Source organism: Streptomyces sp. NPDC002896, assembly GCF_040295225.1.
Taxonomy (GTDB): Bacteria; Actinomycetota; Actinomycetes; order Streptomycetales; family Streptomycetaceae; genus Streptomyces.
Genome location: NZ_JBEOVA010000011.1, coordinates 336,721 through 353,560, shown reverse-complemented (window position 1 = coordinate 353,560; position 16,840 = coordinate 336,721). Strand labels below are relative to the sequence as shown.

16 protein-coding genes are annotated in these 16,840 nt (G+C 70.1%); 7 read left to right on the top strand and 9 right to left on the bottom strand.

Annotation, left to right across the window (positions count from 1 at the left end):
* Positions 1-26: 26 nt before the first annotated feature.
* A complete protein-coding gene (locus ABT009_RS23170; protein WP_351297930.1) occupies positions 27-698 on the bottom strand; it encodes a helix-turn-helix domain-containing protein in 672 nt (223 codons plus the stop codon).
* 372 nt (positions 699-1,070) lie between these two features.
* Between ABT009_RS23170 and ABT009_RS23165 the strand changes: the two genes are divergently transcribed.
* A complete protein-coding gene (locus ABT009_RS23165) occupies positions 1,071-1,745 on the top strand; it encodes an MmyB family transcriptional regulator (RefSeq protein WP_351297927.1) in 675 nt (224 codons plus the stop codon).
* Positions 1,746-1,822: 77 nt separating this feature from the next.
* On the opposite strand, the gene ABT009_RS23160 is transcribed toward ABT009_RS23165, so the two are convergent.
* On the bottom strand, positions 1,823-3,481 hold the full coding sequence (locus ABT009_RS23160) for a PHP domain-containing protein (RefSeq protein WP_351297924.1): 1,659 nt from the start codon (positions 3,479-3,481) through the stop codon (positions 1,823-1,825).
* A gap of 316 nt (positions 3,482-3,797) precedes the next feature.
* On the opposite strand from ABT009_RS23160, the gene ABT009_RS23155 reads away from it, so the two are divergent.
* The gene (locus ABT009_RS23155) at positions 3,798-5,612 is read left to right on the top strand and encodes a LamG-like jellyroll fold domain-containing protein (RefSeq protein ID WP_351297921.1); all 1,815 of its coding nucleotides are present in this window, start codon (positions 3,798-3,800) and stop codon (positions 5,610-5,612) included.
* 25 nt (positions 5,613-5,637) lie between these two features.
* Here ABT009_RS23155 and ABT009_RS23150 read toward each other — a convergent pair whose 3' ends face one another.
* Positions 5,638-5,967: an ArsR/SmtB family transcription factor gene (locus tag ABT009_RS23150; RefSeq protein WP_351298060.1), complete on the bottom strand. Its 330-nt coding sequence runs from the start codon at positions 5,965-5,967 to the stop codon at positions 5,638-5,640.
* A 107-nt stretch (positions 5,968-6,074) separates the two neighbouring features.
* Between ABT009_RS23150 and ABT009_RS23145 the strand changes: the two genes are divergently transcribed.
* The gene (locus ABT009_RS23145) at positions 6,075-7,226 is read left to right on the top strand and encodes a cation diffusion facilitator family transporter (protein WP_351297918.1); all 1,152 of its coding nucleotides are present in this window, start codon (positions 6,075-6,077) and stop codon (positions 7,224-7,226) included.
* Between the two features lie 21 nt (positions 7,227-7,247).
* On the opposite strand, the gene ABT009_RS23140 is transcribed toward ABT009_RS23145, so the two are convergent.
* Together ABT009_RS23140 and ABT009_RS23135 are read right to left on the bottom strand one after the other, a co-directional pair.
* Positions 7,248-8,003, bottom strand: a complete 756-nt coding sequence (locus tag ABT009_RS23140) for a cache domain-containing protein (RefSeq protein WP_351298057.1) — start codon at positions 8,001-8,003, stop codon at positions 7,248-7,250.
* Between the two features lie 4 nt (positions 8,004-8,007).
* A complete protein-coding gene (locus ABT009_RS23135; RefSeq protein ID WP_351297915.1) occupies positions 8,008-8,838 on the bottom strand; it encodes a FadR/GntR family transcriptional regulator in 831 nt (276 codons plus the stop codon).
* A gap of 143 nt (positions 8,839-8,981) precedes the next feature.
* On the opposite strand from ABT009_RS23135, the gene ABT009_RS23130 reads away from it, so the two are divergent.
* The 4 genes from ABT009_RS23130 (at position 8,982) to ABT009_RS23115 (ending at position 13,114) form a co-directional block, all read left to right on the top strand.
* Entirely contained in the window at positions 8,982-10,019 is a 1,038-nt protein-coding gene (locus ABT009_RS23130; RefSeq protein ID WP_351297912.1) for an ABC transporter ATP-binding protein, read from the top strand.
* 80 nt (positions 10,020-10,099) lie between these two features.
* Positions 10,100-11,299, top strand: a complete 1,200-nt coding sequence (locus ABT009_RS23125; RefSeq protein ID WP_351297909.1) for an ABC transporter substrate-binding protein — start codon at positions 10,100-10,102, stop codon at positions 11,297-11,299.
* Positions 11,300-11,357: 58 nt separating this feature from the next.
* Complete coding sequence (locus tag ABT009_RS23120) at positions 11,358-12,242, top strand: ABC transporter permease (protein ID WP_351297906.1); 885 nt, start codon at positions 11,358-11,360, stop codon at positions 12,240-12,242.
* A 56-nt stretch (positions 12,243-12,298) separates the two neighbouring features.
* Complete coding sequence (locus ABT009_RS23115) at positions 12,299-13,114, top strand: ABC transporter permease (RefSeq protein WP_351297903.1); 816 nt, start codon at positions 12,299-12,301, stop codon at positions 13,112-13,114.
* Positions 13,115-13,159: 45 nt separating this feature from the next.
* Here ABT009_RS23115 and ABT009_RS23110 read toward each other — a convergent pair whose 3' ends face one another.
* From ABT009_RS23110 to ABT009_RS23095, 4 genes are all read right to left on the bottom strand, one after another.
* Positions 13,160-13,942: an ABC transporter ATP-binding protein gene (locus tag ABT009_RS23110; RefSeq protein WP_351297900.1), complete on the bottom strand. Its 783-nt coding sequence runs from the start codon at positions 13,940-13,942 to the stop codon at positions 13,160-13,162.
* Positions 13,943-14,022: 80 nt separating this feature from the next.
* Positions 14,023-14,802 (bottom strand): ABC transporter permease, encoded by a 780-nt coding sequence (locus tag ABT009_RS23105; RefSeq protein ID WP_351297897.1) that lies wholly within the window; start codon positions 14,800-14,802, stop codon positions 14,023-14,025.
* Entirely contained in the window at positions 14,799-15,566 is a 768-nt protein-coding gene (locus ABT009_RS23100; protein WP_351298054.1) for an ABC transporter permease, read from the bottom strand. The genes ABT009_RS23105 and ABT009_RS23100 overlap by 4 nt, the downstream gene beginning before the upstream one ends.
* Positions 15,567-15,685: 119 nt before the next feature.
* On the bottom strand, positions 15,686-16,669 hold the full coding sequence (locus ABT009_RS23095) for an ABC transporter substrate-binding protein (protein WP_351297894.1): 984 nt from the start codon (positions 16,667-16,669) through the stop codon (positions 15,686-15,688).
* Positions 16,670-16,840 lie beyond the last annotated feature (171 nt).

Sequence of the window (16,840 nt, the reverse complement as noted above, 5' to 3'; positions counted from 1 at the left end):
CCCATGCCCACTGACTCTCCCCCGGATCACGACTCGGGCCGCTTGACGCTCTCCAGGAGCATGTCGAGCCACTCGGCCACCTTGTCCCGGTGCTCGTCGGTCGGCAACTGCGCGGCTCGCCAGGCGATGCCGCGCACACCGTGGTCCTGCAGCAGCCGCTCCAGCGGATCGTCCTCCACGGTGGCGGCAGATGCGGGCGACGATGCCCGGTCGCGGTCGGCGAGCCGCTGCAGCAGCGCCTGCTCGGTGCGCTGCAGGGCGCCGGCGAGCGCCTCGGGGTCCTCGGCCGTGAGGAAACCGGCATGGACCTTGAAGAACCGCTGGATGGCGTCGCAGTGCTCCATCGTGGGGCGCCGGTCGCCGTTGATGAGGGCCCCCGCCTGCTGGCGCGACATGCCCGCACCGTCGGCGATCTGCTGCTGGGTGTAGCGGCGTCCGTTGCTTTTCAGCCGAGTACGGCGCAGCAGATCGAGGCGCTGCAGAAAGCGCGCCTGAAGATCCGGCTCGCCGGCCGGCTGACCGCTCAGCAGCAGCTTCACCACGTCGTCCGGCACACCCGAGGCCACGGACAGCCGCTGGACGTCGAAGACCTCGGCGTGCGGTACGCCGAGCCGGTCGGCCAGGGCTGAGACGCGGGCGACGACGGCCCGCAACGGAGCGGTGCCCGCGCCGTCCGCGACGGGGAGGTCTTCCGTCACCGATCGGTCTCCTGCATCTCTTCCGAACTGCCCGCGCCCGCACGGCCGTACGGCGCTTCCGCACCGCCGTTGACGACCGCCGCGGACGTCGGCGCAACCGCCACTGACGCCTGCGCACGTCTCCCGCAGCCACCCCGACGGAGACCGCGACTGCATCACAGGTCACGCACAGAATCGCGACACCCCATGATCTGCCCGGAGGCTAGCGGCTCGCGCGTTCCGCAGCCAGACGTCGCCACAACTGTGGCGAGAATCAGTCGTCAACAGCCGCCAAATGCCACGATAGTTGACACGGTTGTGCCTGCGTAGCAGGATCGCCACGCGGCGTGAAGGCCCTGAAGGCCGCATTCGCAAGAGGGGTGACACCTTCCGATGCCACATCACGCCGGAGGGCCGCGGCCCACACCCGAGCCCGAACCAGCGAGCCTCGAAGCGCAGGCGTATCTGCAGGACTACGCCGTGCTGCTGGAAGCCGTCGCCTTCCCCTCCGTCGTCTTCGACCACCGGTGGGACGTCGTCCTCGCCAACTCCGCCTTCGACGCCCTGTTCGGCGGCGTCCGCCCGCATCCCACGGCCATGCCGCGCGACAACTTCCTGCGGTTCGTCCTGTTCCACCCGGACGCTGCCACCGTGCTCGCCGAACACGAGTCGAGGTGGTGCCTGCCGATGCTGGCCGACTTCGCCGCCGCCGTCGAACGCCACGGCCAGGACAGGGGCCTGCAGTCCATCCGCCGGGACATCGCACAGGACCCCATCATGGACGCCGCCTACCAGCAGGGACTGCCACGCTGGATCCGCCAGGCCGGCGAGGAGGCCGTGCACCACGACGGCGCCGTACGCCCACTGTGGCATCCCGACCCGCGCTGGGGCCGCACCGACTGCCGCATCGTCGGCGAGACGCCCAGGACCCTGCAGAACCTGGGCTATTCGCGGATGACGCTGGTGCTGCGCGAGGCACGCCGCGCCCCCCGCGCGCGGACGCACGGGGGGCTGCGCACCGGGGGGAGCGGCGCGCACCTGCGGGTGGTGCCGGCGGCGGAGGCGTAGTCGCACGCCTGGCGCCTGGTGGCTCCGCGCCTGGCCGGCACCCGCCTGACGAGGCCACGCCTGCCGGTTCGCGCTGGTCAGACCTCGACCTCGACGAAGACCGGATTCGTGTAGAACCACGTGTCCAGCCACGGATTGCCGTTGCCCGGCTCGTGTACCACCGGCCCGTGCGGGTCGATCGCGGCGCCCAGGTAACCGGCGCCGTTGCGATTGCCGTCGCTGCCGCGCAGCCGCAGGTAGAAGGACTCATCGGCCGCGTCCACCGGGAGCGTGAGCGTGTACGTGCCGGTGCGGCCCGACACATCCCACGTGTGGGTCACCCCGGTGTCGGGAGCCCGCCACGCGTCGCGGTCGGCCACGGGGCCGGTCACCGCTCCCCGGATCACGTCGACATGCGCGAGTTCGGGCAGGATGTCGTACGGATTGCGGCGGGACGCCGTCGTCACGGTCACCGAGAGGGTGAGCCTCTCACCGCGCCGTACGTGCAGGCGCCCGCCGAGCGTGGCACCCCGGCCCCGGCCGTCCGCACCCTGCACGCGTACGTCGATGCCGTCGAGGAGATGGCCGTGGTCGACCCAGACCCGGCCCGCCCGCAGCCCGGCCATCACACTGCGGTAGCCGTAGCGGGTCACGCCCACGTGCGTCCGGCTGAACTGGCCCGGCCAGAAGTCGGAACCGGGCTGCGGCTCGGTGGTGTTCACCGGGTCCGGGAGGCGGCCCGTGTTGTCGAAGTTCTGGCCGGGCGCCCAGTCGCCGTTCTTCCAGGTGTCGAACACCACCCGGTGAACGTCCGAGTTGGAGGTGATCGTGAACAGCCTGCCCTCGGCGAGCATCGCGTCCCACAGGCCGCCGACCGTCGCCGTCGCCCAGTCGAAGCCGCCGTAGGTGCGATAGGCGTCGCGCGGGTAGCCGGCCCAGGAGTCGGCGGAGGGAGCGTTCTCGTACTCGCCGCGGATGCTGTTCGCACCCCGCCAGCCGGGCAGCGCCGCGCCCTGCGCACCCGGTGCACCCTCCATGCCGATCATGATGCCGGGCGCTGCGTCACGCCAGTTGCGTATCTCGTGCGGGGAGTCGATGCCCAGCCGCATCGGGTGGTTGGCGAGGACGAGCACGTCGTCGACGTAGCCGGTGCGGCGCTGTTCGGCGAGCCACTTGAGAGCGCCCACAGCATGCGCCTCGTTGCGGGCGGTGTCGGGGTTGCCCGGCGCGCCCGCGGTGTACCCGAGCAGCTTCCCGTCGTACGCCATCTCGAAGCGGGTCAGTACGTCGACCTCGTTCGGGCCAGGCGGGGTGAAGACGGTGCAGTGTTCGGCGCCCGGGATGTACCACTCCAGGCCCTGGAAGATGAGCTGCCGGGGGTTGTCGGCGCGGGCCTGGAGGATCTGCTCGTGCTCCAGCTGTGCGCCGTACTTCGCGTGTCCGAAGTTGCTGTGCTCGGTGAACACCATCCAGTCCAGGCCGTACTCGGCAGCGGCCGCGGCGATCTGGGAGAACGTGTACTTGGCGTCGTGGCTGTAGACCGAGTGGTTGTGGTGGTCGCCCACCAGGTAGGCCAGCTCGGGGTCGTTCCCGCCGGTGGCGGCGTACGCCTGGCCCGCGGGCAGCACCGCACCCGCCGCGAACGCGGCGCCGAACAGCCCTGCCCGGCGCAGCAGCCCGCGTCGGCTGAGGCCCTGGGGGTCGAGAGAGTCCGCGGACACCCGCGGGTCGGCCCATACGGGCAGCGGTCTTGACATGACGGAATCTCCTTCGACGAGGCGCGATGTCGCGCACCGTAATCGGTGACGCGGAGCGGCCGGGCGAAGCGGAGGTGAACACTCAAGGCGTGCGGCCGGGCCGAGGCCGGCCGTACGCGCCGGAGCAGAGATTCAAGACTTTGCCAGTGCCACTTCGGACCCCTGACACCTCCCCGTTCCCGGGTGTAAATCTGTGCGACAGCAGACCCGCGTACCTCTCTGCTTGACACAGCGCGGGCCTCCGCCTTGTCGCGGGCGTCCACAGCGCCCGTACGCGCAACTCCGCCACCCCCAGAACGGCAGATCGGAGTCGGCCATGTGCCGAGAGCACCAGGGACCGGGTCCGCGCCCGGGGTTCAACCGCCGTACGTTCCTCTCCGCCACGGCACTTGCGGGTGCCGCCACCGCAGTGGCGGCCGCACCCGCCCAGGCGGCCGCCGAGAGATGGGCTACCGACCCGGACAGCCCCAGATTCACGGTCGCCGTCATGCCCGACACGCAGTACCTCTTCGACGGCCCGAGCCTCCAGGCCGCGCCCGTCGAGGCCTCGCTGCGCTATCTGCTCCAGCGGGGCCGTGACGAGAACATCGTGTTCCTCTCCCACCTGGGCGACCTGACACAGAACGGGCGCCCGGAGGAGTTCGCCGCGATCGGCAAGGCGTTCGAGCTGCTGGACGACCGGCGCGTCGGTTACAGCGTGCTGGCCGGCAACCACGACATCGACTCCGGCACCGACGACCAGCGCGGCGACAGCGCCTACCTCGACGCGTTCGGTCCGGACCGCTTCGGCTCCTCGCCCACCTTCCGCGGTGCGACCGCGGACGGCTACAACACATACCACGTGTTCCGGGCCGCCGGACGCGAGTGGCTGGTCCTCGCACTGGACTGGCGGCCGTCGGCCGGGGCGTACGACTGGGCGAAGAAGGTCCTGGCCGAGCACCCCAGGACGCCCGTCATCCTCACCACCCACCAGCTCGTGGAGGGCGACAGTGAACTCAGCGGGCACGGACAGGAGCTGTGGGACAGGCTCATCGAGTCCCACGACCAGATATTCCTGACCCTCAACGGCCACGACTGGCCCGCCGCCCGTACCGTCCGCAAGAACTCCGCCGGACGCGAGGTCCATCTGCACCTCACCAACTACCAGAACCGCTACTACGGCGGCTCCGCGATGATCCGCCTGTACCACTTCGACCTCGCCCGCGGCACGATCGACGTCGAGACCTTCTCGCCCTGGCTGCTGAGCAAGGCCGCCGACGACCTGAACGAGCTGGAACGCGAGGAGATCGAACTCACCGGCCCCGACGACCGGTTCTCCCTCGCGATCGACTTCGAGCAGCGCTTCTCGGGCTTCGCCCCGGTGCCGCCGCGCCCCGCCCGCCCGGCCTCCGCCCTGCTGGTACCCGGCACAGTCGCCTACTGGCGCTTCGACTCCGGCGAGGACGGGTCGGCGCTCCCCGACGCGGCCCGTGTCCGTGATCTGTCCGGACACGGCAACGACCTCACCGCCGTACGCGTGCCCGGCAGCCCCTCAGGAGCACTCACCTGGTCCGACGCGCACCACCCGGATCAGCCCGGCCACGGCAGCCTGCGCCTGGACGGCGGCAAGCCGCCGCTGCGCGGCGGATACCTGCGTACCGCCGACGACGCCCCGCTGAACGGGGCCACCTTCCCGCGCGGCTACACCATCGAGGCCTTCTTCCGGCTCCCGGCCGACTGGGACGCCTCACGCGACGCCTGGTCCGGGATCCTCGGCAGGGCGGGCGCGGCAGAGGGCTCCGACGAACCTCCGGCCACCCTCTCGCTCTCCAACAACCGCGAGGCGCAGTGGGCGGTCTTCCCGCCCGCGGGCGGCGACGCCATCACCAACTGGGGCCACGAGACACCGCTCGGGCAGTGGCAGCACGTGGCGGTCGTCAACGACGGGCGGCACACCACGATGTACATCGAGGGCTGCCCGGTAGTGCGCAATCCGGCAGCGGTGTCCACGGGTCTCGCCACGCGGGGTCTGCCCTGGCTGCTGGGCGGTTACGAGTACGCGGGCGTCCTCGACCAGCTGCTCAACGCCTGGGTCGGGGACGTCCGGGTCGTCGATCATGCGCTGGCCGTACGGGAGTTCATGAACGCGTAGGCCAGGTGCGCTGCAGGCGCGGCGGTCAGTCGTGCGGCGGTGTGCCCGTCACCAGGTGGTCGGCGTGGTTGAGCGCCTCGGTGACGAACCGCCGCAGATGCCCGTCGTGCAGCGCGTAGACCGAGCGCCGACCCTCCTTGCGCACCTGCACGAGACCGGCGAGCCGCAGCTTCGCAAGATGCTGGCTGACCGCGGGCCGGGCGGCGCCGCTGGCCGCCGTCAGCGTGTTGACGTCCGCCTCGCCCTGGGCGAGCGTCCAGACCAGGTGCAGCCGGGTCGGGTCCGAGAGCATCCCGAAGACGTTCGCAGCGGCGGCGAACTGGGCCGCGCCGCTGGGGTGTGCCTGCTCCTGCATCTGCGTCTTGTGCGCAGGTGCGGGACGGTCCTCGGTGGCGGTCATGGAGCCATCGTAGGGCGCGCTCAACGGATGCCAAGCCCTGATGCGTGCATTAGTATGCACACGTGAACGGTAGCCGCGCGCACAACCACGAGCACGGGCACAGCCACGAACACGGCCATCAGCATGGCCATGGGCACGGCCATGAGTACGGCCCTGGGCACGATCATGGGCACAGCCGTGAGCACGATCATAGGCACGGACGTTCCCGATGGTCCCGGCTCCGCCACCGCATCGCCCACCTGGTCACCCCGCACTCCCACGAGGCGGCCGACAAGGTCGACAGCGCGATGGAGAGCTCCGCGGCCGGCATGCGCACGCTCTGGATCTCGCTCGCCGTGCTGGGCGCCACCGCCTGCCTTCAGGGAGCCGTGGTCGCGCTCTCAGGATCGGTGGCGCTGCTCGGCGACACCCTGCACAACGCCGGCGACGCCCTCACCGCCGTACCGCTCGCGATCGCCTTCGCGCTCGGCCGGCGCGCCGCCAACCGCCGCTTCACCTACGGATACGGCCGCGCCGAGGACCTGGCAGGCCTCGTCATCGTGCTGACCATCGGGCTCTCGGCCGCCTTCGCGGCCTGGACCGCCGTGGACCGGCTGCTGCACCCGCGCGACGTCGACCATCTCCCGGCCGTCGCCGCCGCCGCGCTGATCGGCTTCCTCGGCAACGAATGGGTGGCCCGCTACCGCATCCGCACCGGCCGCCGCATCGGCTCCGCGGCCCTCGTCGCCGACGGTCTGCACGCACGGACGGACGGATTCACCTCGCTCGCCGTGCTGGTAGGCGCGGGCGGAGTGGCCGCCGGGCTGCCGGTCGCCGACCCAGTGGTCGGCCTGCTGATCACCGTCGCCATCCTGTTCGCCCTGCGCGACGCCGCCCGCGAGGTGTTCCGGCGCATGATGGACGCCGTCGATCCGACGCTGGTCGACGCGGCCGAACTCGCGCTGCGCGAGGTGCCGGGCGTACGCGACGTGGGGGAGCTGCGGCTGCGCTGGATCGGCCACCGGCTGCGCGCCGAAGTGGCCGTCGTGGTCGACGGCGAGCTCACCGCGCGGGCCGCACACGCGGTGGCGGTGGCCGCCGAACACGCCCTGCTGCACGCCGTACCGCGGCTGTCCGCCGCGCTGGTCCACGCCGATCCGGCGCCGGCGAGGGCAGCGGGGACGGACGACGATCCGCACGCCGTGCTGGCGCATCACCGGCCATCGTCGAGCTGACGGGACACCGTCATACGGCTTTCAGCCGTCGGAGACCAGCAAGACCAACGGCACGCCGTCGCACGGGTACAGCCGCAGCCCGCCGAACCGGCCGGGCTCTGACGTGCCGGCCACCAGGGCCGCGAAGTCGGGGCCCTTGGTGAGCGAGCCGACCAGGTGGTGCGGATCGGTCGACGCGGCCACCCGGCCGCGCGCGTTGACCAGGTGGGCGGAGCCCGGTAGGCGCTTCAAGAGAGGCATCACGGCTGCCTCGAAGTGCCGCAGGTACACGTCCGCGGCGGCCACGCCGGCGAACCGGCCGCCCACGGTCACGGGTGCGGACAGGGTGAGGGAGTACTCGTCGGAGCAGAGGTAGTCGACGTAGGGCCCGGCGACCGCGCGCTGTCCGGTGTCGCGGGGGAGGGCGAACCAGTCCCAGTGGGTGTAGTCCGAGTACGCGGAGTGCTCCGGGTCGAGATCGAGCAGCAGTGGGCGCACCGTGCCGTCGCTGCCGGCCTGCCACCACTCCAGCCAGGCCGGTACGTCGGTCAGCAGGCCCGGGGTGGCGACGAAGCCAACCCCCGAGACGAGCGCGTGGGCTGCGAGCCGGGCCTGCAGACCTGGGCGGAGTGCGGCCATGTCGGACGTGACCGGGCCGTCCTCACCGGCGGACGCCTGTTCGAGGAGCGCCACGATATCCGTGCGTGTCTCCGCCACGGTGTCGAAGACGTCCTCGAGAGTGTCCCGGACATGCGCCGCTACGGCTTCACCCTTGATCACCGCCGTTGCGTGCGTCATCGCGTCAGCCGGGGTGTCCGCGGCGCCGACGAGACCGGTGCTCCTGCCGCCCATGGGTGCCCTCCTCGGGTCCGGGACCGTGCGCCGTGTCCGCGGCGCCCAGCCGGAGTTCGATCAACCGCGTCATCGACGCCTGCACACAGCGCTCGGCTAGCGATCTGGCCCGGTCTTCCGCCCCATCCTGCACGGCCGAGATTACGGCTCGGTGACGGTCCGTCACCTCCTTGAGGTAGGAGGTGTCCGCGAGGACGAGACACAGCAGCGCCCCGACCTCTGTCTGGAGCGCGATCTCCTCCCGTGTCAGGCGGGGGGACTGGGCGGCCGCCGCCAGCTCCACATGGAAGCGCCCGTAGATCCGGCTGCGGGCGGTGGGGTCGTCGGCCTGCGTCAACTCGTCGACACTCCTGGTCAGTTGGCGCAAATCGCCAGGATCTGTGCGTTGAGTCGCGAGCCGGGCGGCCGCCCCCGAGACCGCGGCCCAGTGATCGCCCAGGTCCCGCAGCTCCTCGGTGGACCAGTCGGTCAGCCGCGCGAACAGCCGGGCATCGGCGGGCCCTTCGGGAAGCGTCACGAAGCTGCCGCCGCCGCGTCCGCGTCGGGTGGTGACCAGCCCTCGCTGCCGCAGGGCCATGAGTGCCTCGCGCAGCGTCACCGTGGAGACGCCGAGCTGCGCCGCGAGCTCGCTCTCGCCAGGCAGCTGCTCACCGTCGGAGAGCAGGCCGAGCTCGATGGCGTCGCCGAGTCGCCGCACGACCTTGTCGACCCGGGCCCGGGTGTCGACCGGGGTGAAGACGGCTCTGCGGGCGCCGCCTGCGCCTTTCTCGTCTCGTCTCACGGGATTCACGCACAACCGCCTGGCAGAGCTTGTGTGTTGACCGATCCTTTGCCGCAAGGGGGCCTTGAGATTTGAACTATGGCTTCATATGTTTTACCGCGGCGCTCGTTCAACGCACGACCGCACCAGAAAGGTTCCCGCCCATGCAGGGAATGGCGATCCGGCTGCAGGGACTGAGCAAGACGTACGGCCGGACCGAGGCAGTGGCCGGGGTCGACCTGGAGATAGCCGACGGCGAGTTCTTCTCGATGCTGGGCCCCTCGGGATCGGGCAAGACCACCGTGCTGCGGATGATCGCCGGATTCGAGGCGCCGACCTCGGGCACCGTCGAACTCGCAGGCCGCGACGTCACCCGTCTCGCTCCCTTCGAACGCGATGTGCACACCGTGTTCCAGGACTACGCGCTGTTCCCGCACATGACGGTCGAGCAGAACGTCGCGTACGCCCTCAAGGTCCGCAGGGTGCCGAGGGCCGAGCGGCGGGAACGGGCCCGCCAGGCACTGGCGCGGGTCCGCCTCGAAGGGTTCGGCGCGAGACGGCCCTCGCAGCTCTCCGGCGGTCAGCGCCAGCGTGTGGCCCTTGCCCGCGCTCTGGTCGGCCGCCCCCGCGTGCTGCTCCTCGACGAACCGCTCGGCGCCCTCGACCTCAAGCTCCGCGAGCAGATGCAGATCGAACTCAAGGCGATCCAGCGGGAGGTCGGCCTCACGTTCGTGTTCGTCACGCACGACCAGGACGAGGCCCTGACGATGAGCGACCGCATCGCCGTCTTCCACCAGGGCCGCATCGAACAGACCGGCACACCCGCCGAGATCTACGAGCGGCCCGCGACCCCGTTCGTCGCCGGGTTCGTGGGCACCTCCAATCTGCTCGAGGGCGAGGCGGCCGAACAGGTTGTCGGGAGCCCCGGCACGTACAGCATCAGGCCCGAGAAGATCCGCGTGCTCAAGGAGTCCGCCACGGCGGACGAGCCGGAGCACTCCACCGCCACCGGAACCGTCGCCGAGGTCGTCTACCTCGGCGACTCCACCCGGTTCCTGGTGGACCTCGACGCCGGAGGGCGCCTCACTGCCCTCCAGCAGAACCTGGACACCTCGTCCGAGGACGTCGCGGCCTACCGCGGCGCCCGGGTCAGGCTGCTGTGGCACGACCGCCACACCTTCCGGGTTCCCGCACCGCGGTAGCCGCGCCGTTCCAGGCCGCGGCGACCGCACCATCCGCACGTACCGTCCCGCTCCAACCCCCCATAGACAGGGAGTGCTTCGTGCGCCTGAACCGATCCCTCAAGGCAGCCGCCGCCATCGGCGCGCTGCTCCTGGTCACCGCCTGCGGCTCCTCGGACTCGGGCGACTCCGCGTCCTCCTCGGGGCTCAACCCGCCGGATCTCAAGGCACAGTCGAAGCTCGGCAAGACGGAAGGCCAGGTCAATCTGATCGCCTGGGCCGGCTACGTCGAGGACGGATCCAACGATCCGAAAGTCGACTGGGTCACCGACTTCGAGAAGCAGACGGGCTGTCAGGTCAACACCAAGACCGCCGCGACATCCGACGAGATGGTCAGCCTCATGAAGACCGGCGATTACGACGCGGTGTCCGCATCAGGCGACGCCTCGCTGCGCCTCATCGCCTCCGGTGACGCGGCGCCCGTCAACACCAAGCTCGTCCCCAACTACGCCGACGTCTTCAAGGGCCTGAAAAACCAGGACTGGAACTCGGTGGACGGCGTCTCCTACGGCATCCCGCACGGCCGCGGCGCCAACCTCCTCATGTACAACACGGAACAGGTCAAGCCCGCGCCCGACTCCTGGTCCGCTGTCTTCGACAAGGCGTCCGCGCACAAGGGAAAGGTCACCGCGTACGACTCGCCGATCTACATCGCCGACGCCGCGCTGTACCTGAAGGCCACCCAACCGGACCTCGGCATCAAGAATCCGTACGCCCTCGACCAGAAGCAGTTCGACGCCGCCGTTGACCTGCTGAAACAGCAGAACGCGAACATCGGCGAGTACTGGAGCGACTACCTCAAGGAGATCTCCGCGTTCAAGAGCGGTGACTCCGTCGTCGGCACCAGCTGGCAGGTGATCGTCAACCTCGCCCAGGCCGAGGGAGCCAAGGTCAAGGCCGTACTGCCCAAGGAGGGTGCCACCGGCTGGTCCGACACCTGGATGCTCGCCGCCAAGGCCAAGCACCCCAACTGCGCGTACAAGTGGTTCGACTGGATCATCTCCCCCAAGGTGAACGCGCAGGTCGCCGAGTACTTCGGTGAGGCCCCGTCCAACGAGAAGGCCTGCGCGGAGACCGCCGACAAGAACCACTGCGCGACGTTCCACGCCACCGACGAGGCGTACTGGAAGAACGTCCACTACTGGACCACGCCCATCGAGCAGTGCCTCGACGGCCGCACGGACGCCAAGTGTGTGCCGTACGCGAAGTGGGTGCAGGCCTGGAACGAGATCAAGGGCTGATGCGGGCCGGTGAAGAGACCGAGGGCTGACCTCCTCGTATGAGAGCAAGGGCTGAACCATGACCGATGCCGTCGCAGCCGCCGGGCCCGTCCGGCGGCTCGCAGGGACCCTGCACCGCCGACCCCGGCTGCGGCTGTCCCTGCTCCTCACCGCGCCGCTGCTGTGGCTCGTCCTCGCCTATCTCGGCTCGCTCGCCGCGCTGTTCCTGTCGGCCTTCTGGACCACGAACTCCTTCACCTCTCAGGTCGTGAAGGTGTGGTCCACCGACAACTTCGAGGCGCTGTTGACCGAACCCCTCTACCGGCAGGTGGCGTTGCGCAGCGTCGGCGTCGCGCTCGCGGTCACGGCCCTGTGCGCGGTGATCGCATTCCCGGTCGCCTTCTACACGGCGCGTGTCGCACGGCCGAAGTGGCGGCCGCTGTTGGTCGTCGCGATCCTGACGCCGCTGTGGGCGAGCTATCTGGTGAAGGTGTACGCCTGGCGGCTCATCCTCTCCGAGGGCGGGCCGCTCGACTGGGCGCTGAAGCCCCTCGGCCTCGACGGACCCGGCTACGGACTGACCGCCACCGTCCTCGTCCTCACCTACCTCTGGCTGCCGTACATGATCCTGCCGATCCACGCGGGGCTCGAGCAGCTTCCCGACGGCCTTCTCGACGCCTCCGCAGATCTCGGTGCCCGCGCCGGGCGGACCTTCCGCTCCGTCGTGCTGCCCCTGGTCCTGCCGTCGGTCGCCGCCGGATCGGTGTTCACGTTCTCGCTCAGCCTCGGCGACTACATCACGGTGCAGATCGTCGGCGGCAAGACCCAGCTGATCGGCAACCTCGTGTACTCCAACGTGACGCTGAACCTCCCGCTGGCGGCGGCGATCGGGACCGTCCCGGTTCTCGTCATCGTGCTGTATCTGCTGGCGGTGCGCCGCACCGGGGCGCTGAGAAGCCTCTGACGCCTCCAACGCCACTGAAGTCTTCGACCAGCGGCCCTCGAGGAGGAGCCCACACCATGCACCTCTCCCGCTCCGCACGCATCGCGCTGCGCATCGCCGCCGGGCTTGGATTCGCGGTCATCTACCTTCCGCTGCTGCTCGTGCTGGTGAACTCCCTCAACCCCGACCGAAGTTCCAGCTGGCCGCCACCGGGCCTCACCCTGGACTGGTGGTCCGCCGCGTGGCGGAACGACGGTGCCCGGGCGGCCCTGTGGACCTCCGTGGAGGCCGGGCTCGCTGCCACGGCCATCGCGCTGGCGCTCGGCACACTCATCGCCTTCGCCGTGCAGCGACACGCCTTCTTCGGCCGCGAGGCGATCTCGTTCGCAGTCGTGCTGCCCATCGCGCTGCCCGGCATCGTCACTGGAATCGCTCTCAACTCCGCTTTCAGCACGGTCCTCGAGCCGCTCGGGGTCGGACTCGGCCTGTTCACGGTCGTCGTCGGCCACGCCACCTTCTGCATCGTGGTCGTCTTCAACAACGTCGCGGCCCGGCTGCGTCGCCTGCCCGGCAGCTACGAGGAAGCCGCCATGGACCTCGGCGCGCACACCTTCCGCGCCTTCGTCGACGTCACGTTCCCGCTGGTGCGGTCGGCGCTGCTGGCCGGCGGCCTGCTGGCGTTCGCGCTCTCCTTCGACGAGATCGTGGTGACCACCTTCACCGCGGGACCCGGCGTCCAGACCCTCCCCATCTGGATCTTCAACAACATGACGCGCCCTCAGCAGGCCCCGGTCGTCAACGTCGTCGCCGCACTTCTGGTGCTGCTGTCCGTCATCCCGATCTACGTCGCCCAGCGACTGTCGTCGGACACGGCGTCCGCCAGCAGGATCTGAACCGGTGGCTGCCGCAGTGCTTCCCTACGCCACCTGGGGCTCGGCCTAGGAGCCGCGCTTCGCCGCCTGGATCTGCTCGTACACATGCGTGCGCAGCTCCGCGAAGCGTGGGGCGACACGCGTGTGCAACTGGTCCCGCTCAGGCGGCAGATCGATCTTCAGCTGCTCTTGTACGACGGTCGGGGACGCCGAAAGGACCAGCACCCGCTCCCCGAGATAGACGGCCTCGTCGATGTCGTGGGTCACGAACAGGATCGTCATTCCCCGCTCCCGCCACAGCCGCCGCACCAGGTCCTCCAGATCCGCGCGGGTCTGGGCGTCCACCGCGGCGAACGGCTCGTCCATGAGCAGCACATCGGGCTCGTACGCGAGGGCACGGGCGATGGCGACGCGCTGCTGCATACCGCCCGAGAGTTGCCACGGATAGGCGCCGGCAGCGTCCGCGAGGCCGACGGACTCCAGGGCCTCCGCGACGAGTTCGCGGCGTCGCGCCCTGCTGAGCGAACTCTTCTGCTTCAGCGGCAGCTCGACGTTGTCCCGTACCCGCATCCAGGGGAAGAGGCTGCGGCCGTACTCCTGGAACACGACGGCCATGCCGGGCGGAGGCCCGCTCACCCGGCGGCCCTCGAGGAGGACCTCGCCTCCCGTGGGCGTGAGCAGACCGGCCACACACTTCAGCAGCGTGGTCTTGCCGCATCCGGACGGGCCGACGAGGCAGACGAGTTCGCCCGGCTCGACGGTGAAGGTCAGATCCCGGACCGCCTCCACCCGGCGCCCGGACCCTTCGTAGACCTTCTGCAGGCCGGACACGGCGAGCAGGGGGTGCATGGAGCGTCCTTTCGCAAGGGACTTCGCAAGGGACTGCGCAGGGTTGTCCGCAGGGGAATGGGCAGGGGACTCCGAAACGTTCACTGCGACCGCCGGGACGACGCGCGCAGACCGCGGTACCAGCCGAGCGCCCGCCGCTCGACCAGCTGGAACAGGAGAGACAGCAGTACGCCCAGCAGGCCGAGCAGCAGAATCCCCGTCCACATGTCGGGGATGGCGAAGCCGCGCTGGAACTGGACGATCGTGAAGCCGAGGCCGTTGCTGGCGGCGAACATCTCGCTGATGACCATCAGGATGATGCCGATCGACAGCGCTTGTCGCAGACCCGCGAAGATCTGGGGGCTCGCCGAGCGGAGCACCACATGGCGAAGCCGTGCGAAGCCCGTGATGCCGTACGAGCGTGCCGTCTCGGACATCACGGAGTCCACCGCCCGGACGCCTTCGACCGTGTTGAGCAGGACCGGCCATATGCAGCCGCTCGCGATCACGGCGATCTTCATGGTGTCGCCGATGCCCGCGAAGAGCATGATGACCGGCACGAGGACGGGCGGCGGCACAGCGCGCAGGAACTCCAGAACCGGCTCGCACACGGCCCGTACCCGGCGATACGAGCCGATGACCGTGCCGAGTGCGATGCCGGCCACGGCCGCCGACGCATAGCCGGCCGACAGCCGCAGCACGCTGGGCAGTACGTCGTCACGCAGCCGTTGGGCCGTCCATACGTCCGGGAACGCGGTGAGGATCGTCCGCAGCGGCGGCCAGTACACGTCGGTGCTGTCGTCCGACGCGAACCACCAGCCGGCCACCAGCAGCGCGGGCAGCGCGACGACGAAGAACAGGCGGAGCGCCAGGTGCTTCACACCGCCACCTCCCCGCGCACCGACTGGTGCCAGGCGAGCGCCCGGCGCTCCACCGCCCGCGCGCCCACGTTGATCAGCAGCCCGAGCAGGCCGGTGACCACTACCAGGGCGTACATCTCGGGCACCGCCCCCGAGGTCTGGGCTACGGCGATGCGCGAGCCCAACCCGGGTGCGCCGATGACGAGTTCGGCGGTCACCGCCAGGATGAGGGCGACCGCGGCGGCGAGGCGGACACCCGTCATGACATACGGCAGGGCGGTGGGCCACAGCACGTGACGGACCCGCGCCCAGGTGCCGAGGCCGTAACTGCGGGCCGTCTCCTCGGCGACCGGGTCGACGTCCTGGACGCCGTACAGCGTCTGGATCAGGACCTGCCAGAAGGAGGCGTACACCACCAGCAGGAGGACCGAGCGGAGTTCGGTGCCGAAGAGGAGGACGGCGAGCGGGATCAGGGCGACCGACGGGATCGGGCGCAAAAACTCGACGGTGGAGGCGATGGCCTCGCGGAGGTACGGGACGACCGAGACGAGCACTCCCGCCAGGATTCCGGTCGTCACCGCGATCGCGAGCCCCAGGCCCCACCCGGTGAGCGTGTCCCCGAGCGCCGTCCAGAACGCCGAGTCGCCCAGCTCGGCGGCGAGGGCGTCGGCTATGCGGCTGGTCGGCGGGAAGTAGTCCGCGGAGATGATGCCGAGCCGCGGCACCGCCTCGCACAGTGCGAGGAAGGCCGCGAGCCCGGCCACACCGAGAACGGCGTTCGTCAGCCCCGGTCGCGGGCCGCCGGGCCGCTCGTCCTTCGTCAGGCCGGCGCCGGGTTCCAATCCTGGCGCCGGTCCCGGTCCCGGGCCCGGTCCTGGCCCGGCGTCGCTGAGTTGCCTCTCCTTCACGGCAGCAGTTTGTCCAGGTCCGGCTTGGACTTGAAGAGGCCGTCCTTCTCGCCGAGTGCGGCGAGTGCCTCGATCGAGGCGCGGTTCGGCTCGGCCGGCCACGTCGGCAGGGTCACCTTCTCCAGCGTCGCCGCCGGGATCTTCGTGTACGTGGTGACGATCTCGCGGACCTCGTCGGGGTGTTCGTTCGCGTAGGCGAGGGACTCCGCGGTGGCCTCCTGGAACTTCTTCACCAGCTCCGGGTTCTGCTGCGTGTACTGCGTCGACGTGAAGTACATCGCGACGGTGAGGCCCTTGGCGACGTCGACCAGGGAGGAGGCGATCTCGCTGCCGCCCTGGCCCTTGATGGTGGCGAGCGCGGGCTCCACCACCATGGCGGCGTCGATCTGGCCCTTGTCGAGGGCGGCGGGCATCTGGTCGAAGGCGAGCTCGACGAACTTCACCTTGTCCGGGTCGCCGCCGGCCTTGCGCACCGACTCGCGCACCGCTGTCTCGTTGATGTTCTTCAGCGTGTTGACGGCGACCTTCTTGCCCTCCAGGGCCTTCGCCGTCTTGAGGGTGCTGTCCTTCTTCACGGTGATCGCGCCGAAGTCCTTGCCCTCCACGCCCGTCGAGGCGACGCCGTTGGCGATCGCCTTCACGGGCACGTTGTTCGTCTGGGCGATCATCAGCGAGGTCATGTTGGAGAACCCGAACTGGAACTGGCCGCTGACCACGCCCGGCACGATCGCCGCACCGCCCTGGGCGAGGGTGAGCTCCAGCTTGATGCCGCGCTTGCTGTAGAAGCCCTTCTCCTGGCCGAGGTAGAGGGGCGCGACGTCGACGATCGGGATGACACCGACCTTCACGGTGGTGGAACCGCTCCCCGATGCCTTCCCGGACCCGGGAGACTCGGACGAGCCGGGGGACTCGGATGAGCCGCAGGCCGTCGTGGCGACCAGGAACGCCCCGGCGGCGAGGCCGATGAGCAGACGACGCATGAATCTCCCTAGTGGGACCAGTTGGGACGGTACTCCGACGGGTGTGCGCAGGTCGCACAGTAGTGCTCAGCGAGAACGTAGAGCGCGCACAGGCGAGGGTCAATGGCCGTGCGGAAACTACCGACTCCCTTTGAGAGCTGGAGAGTTGGAGGCAGGGAGAGGGTCGGCGCT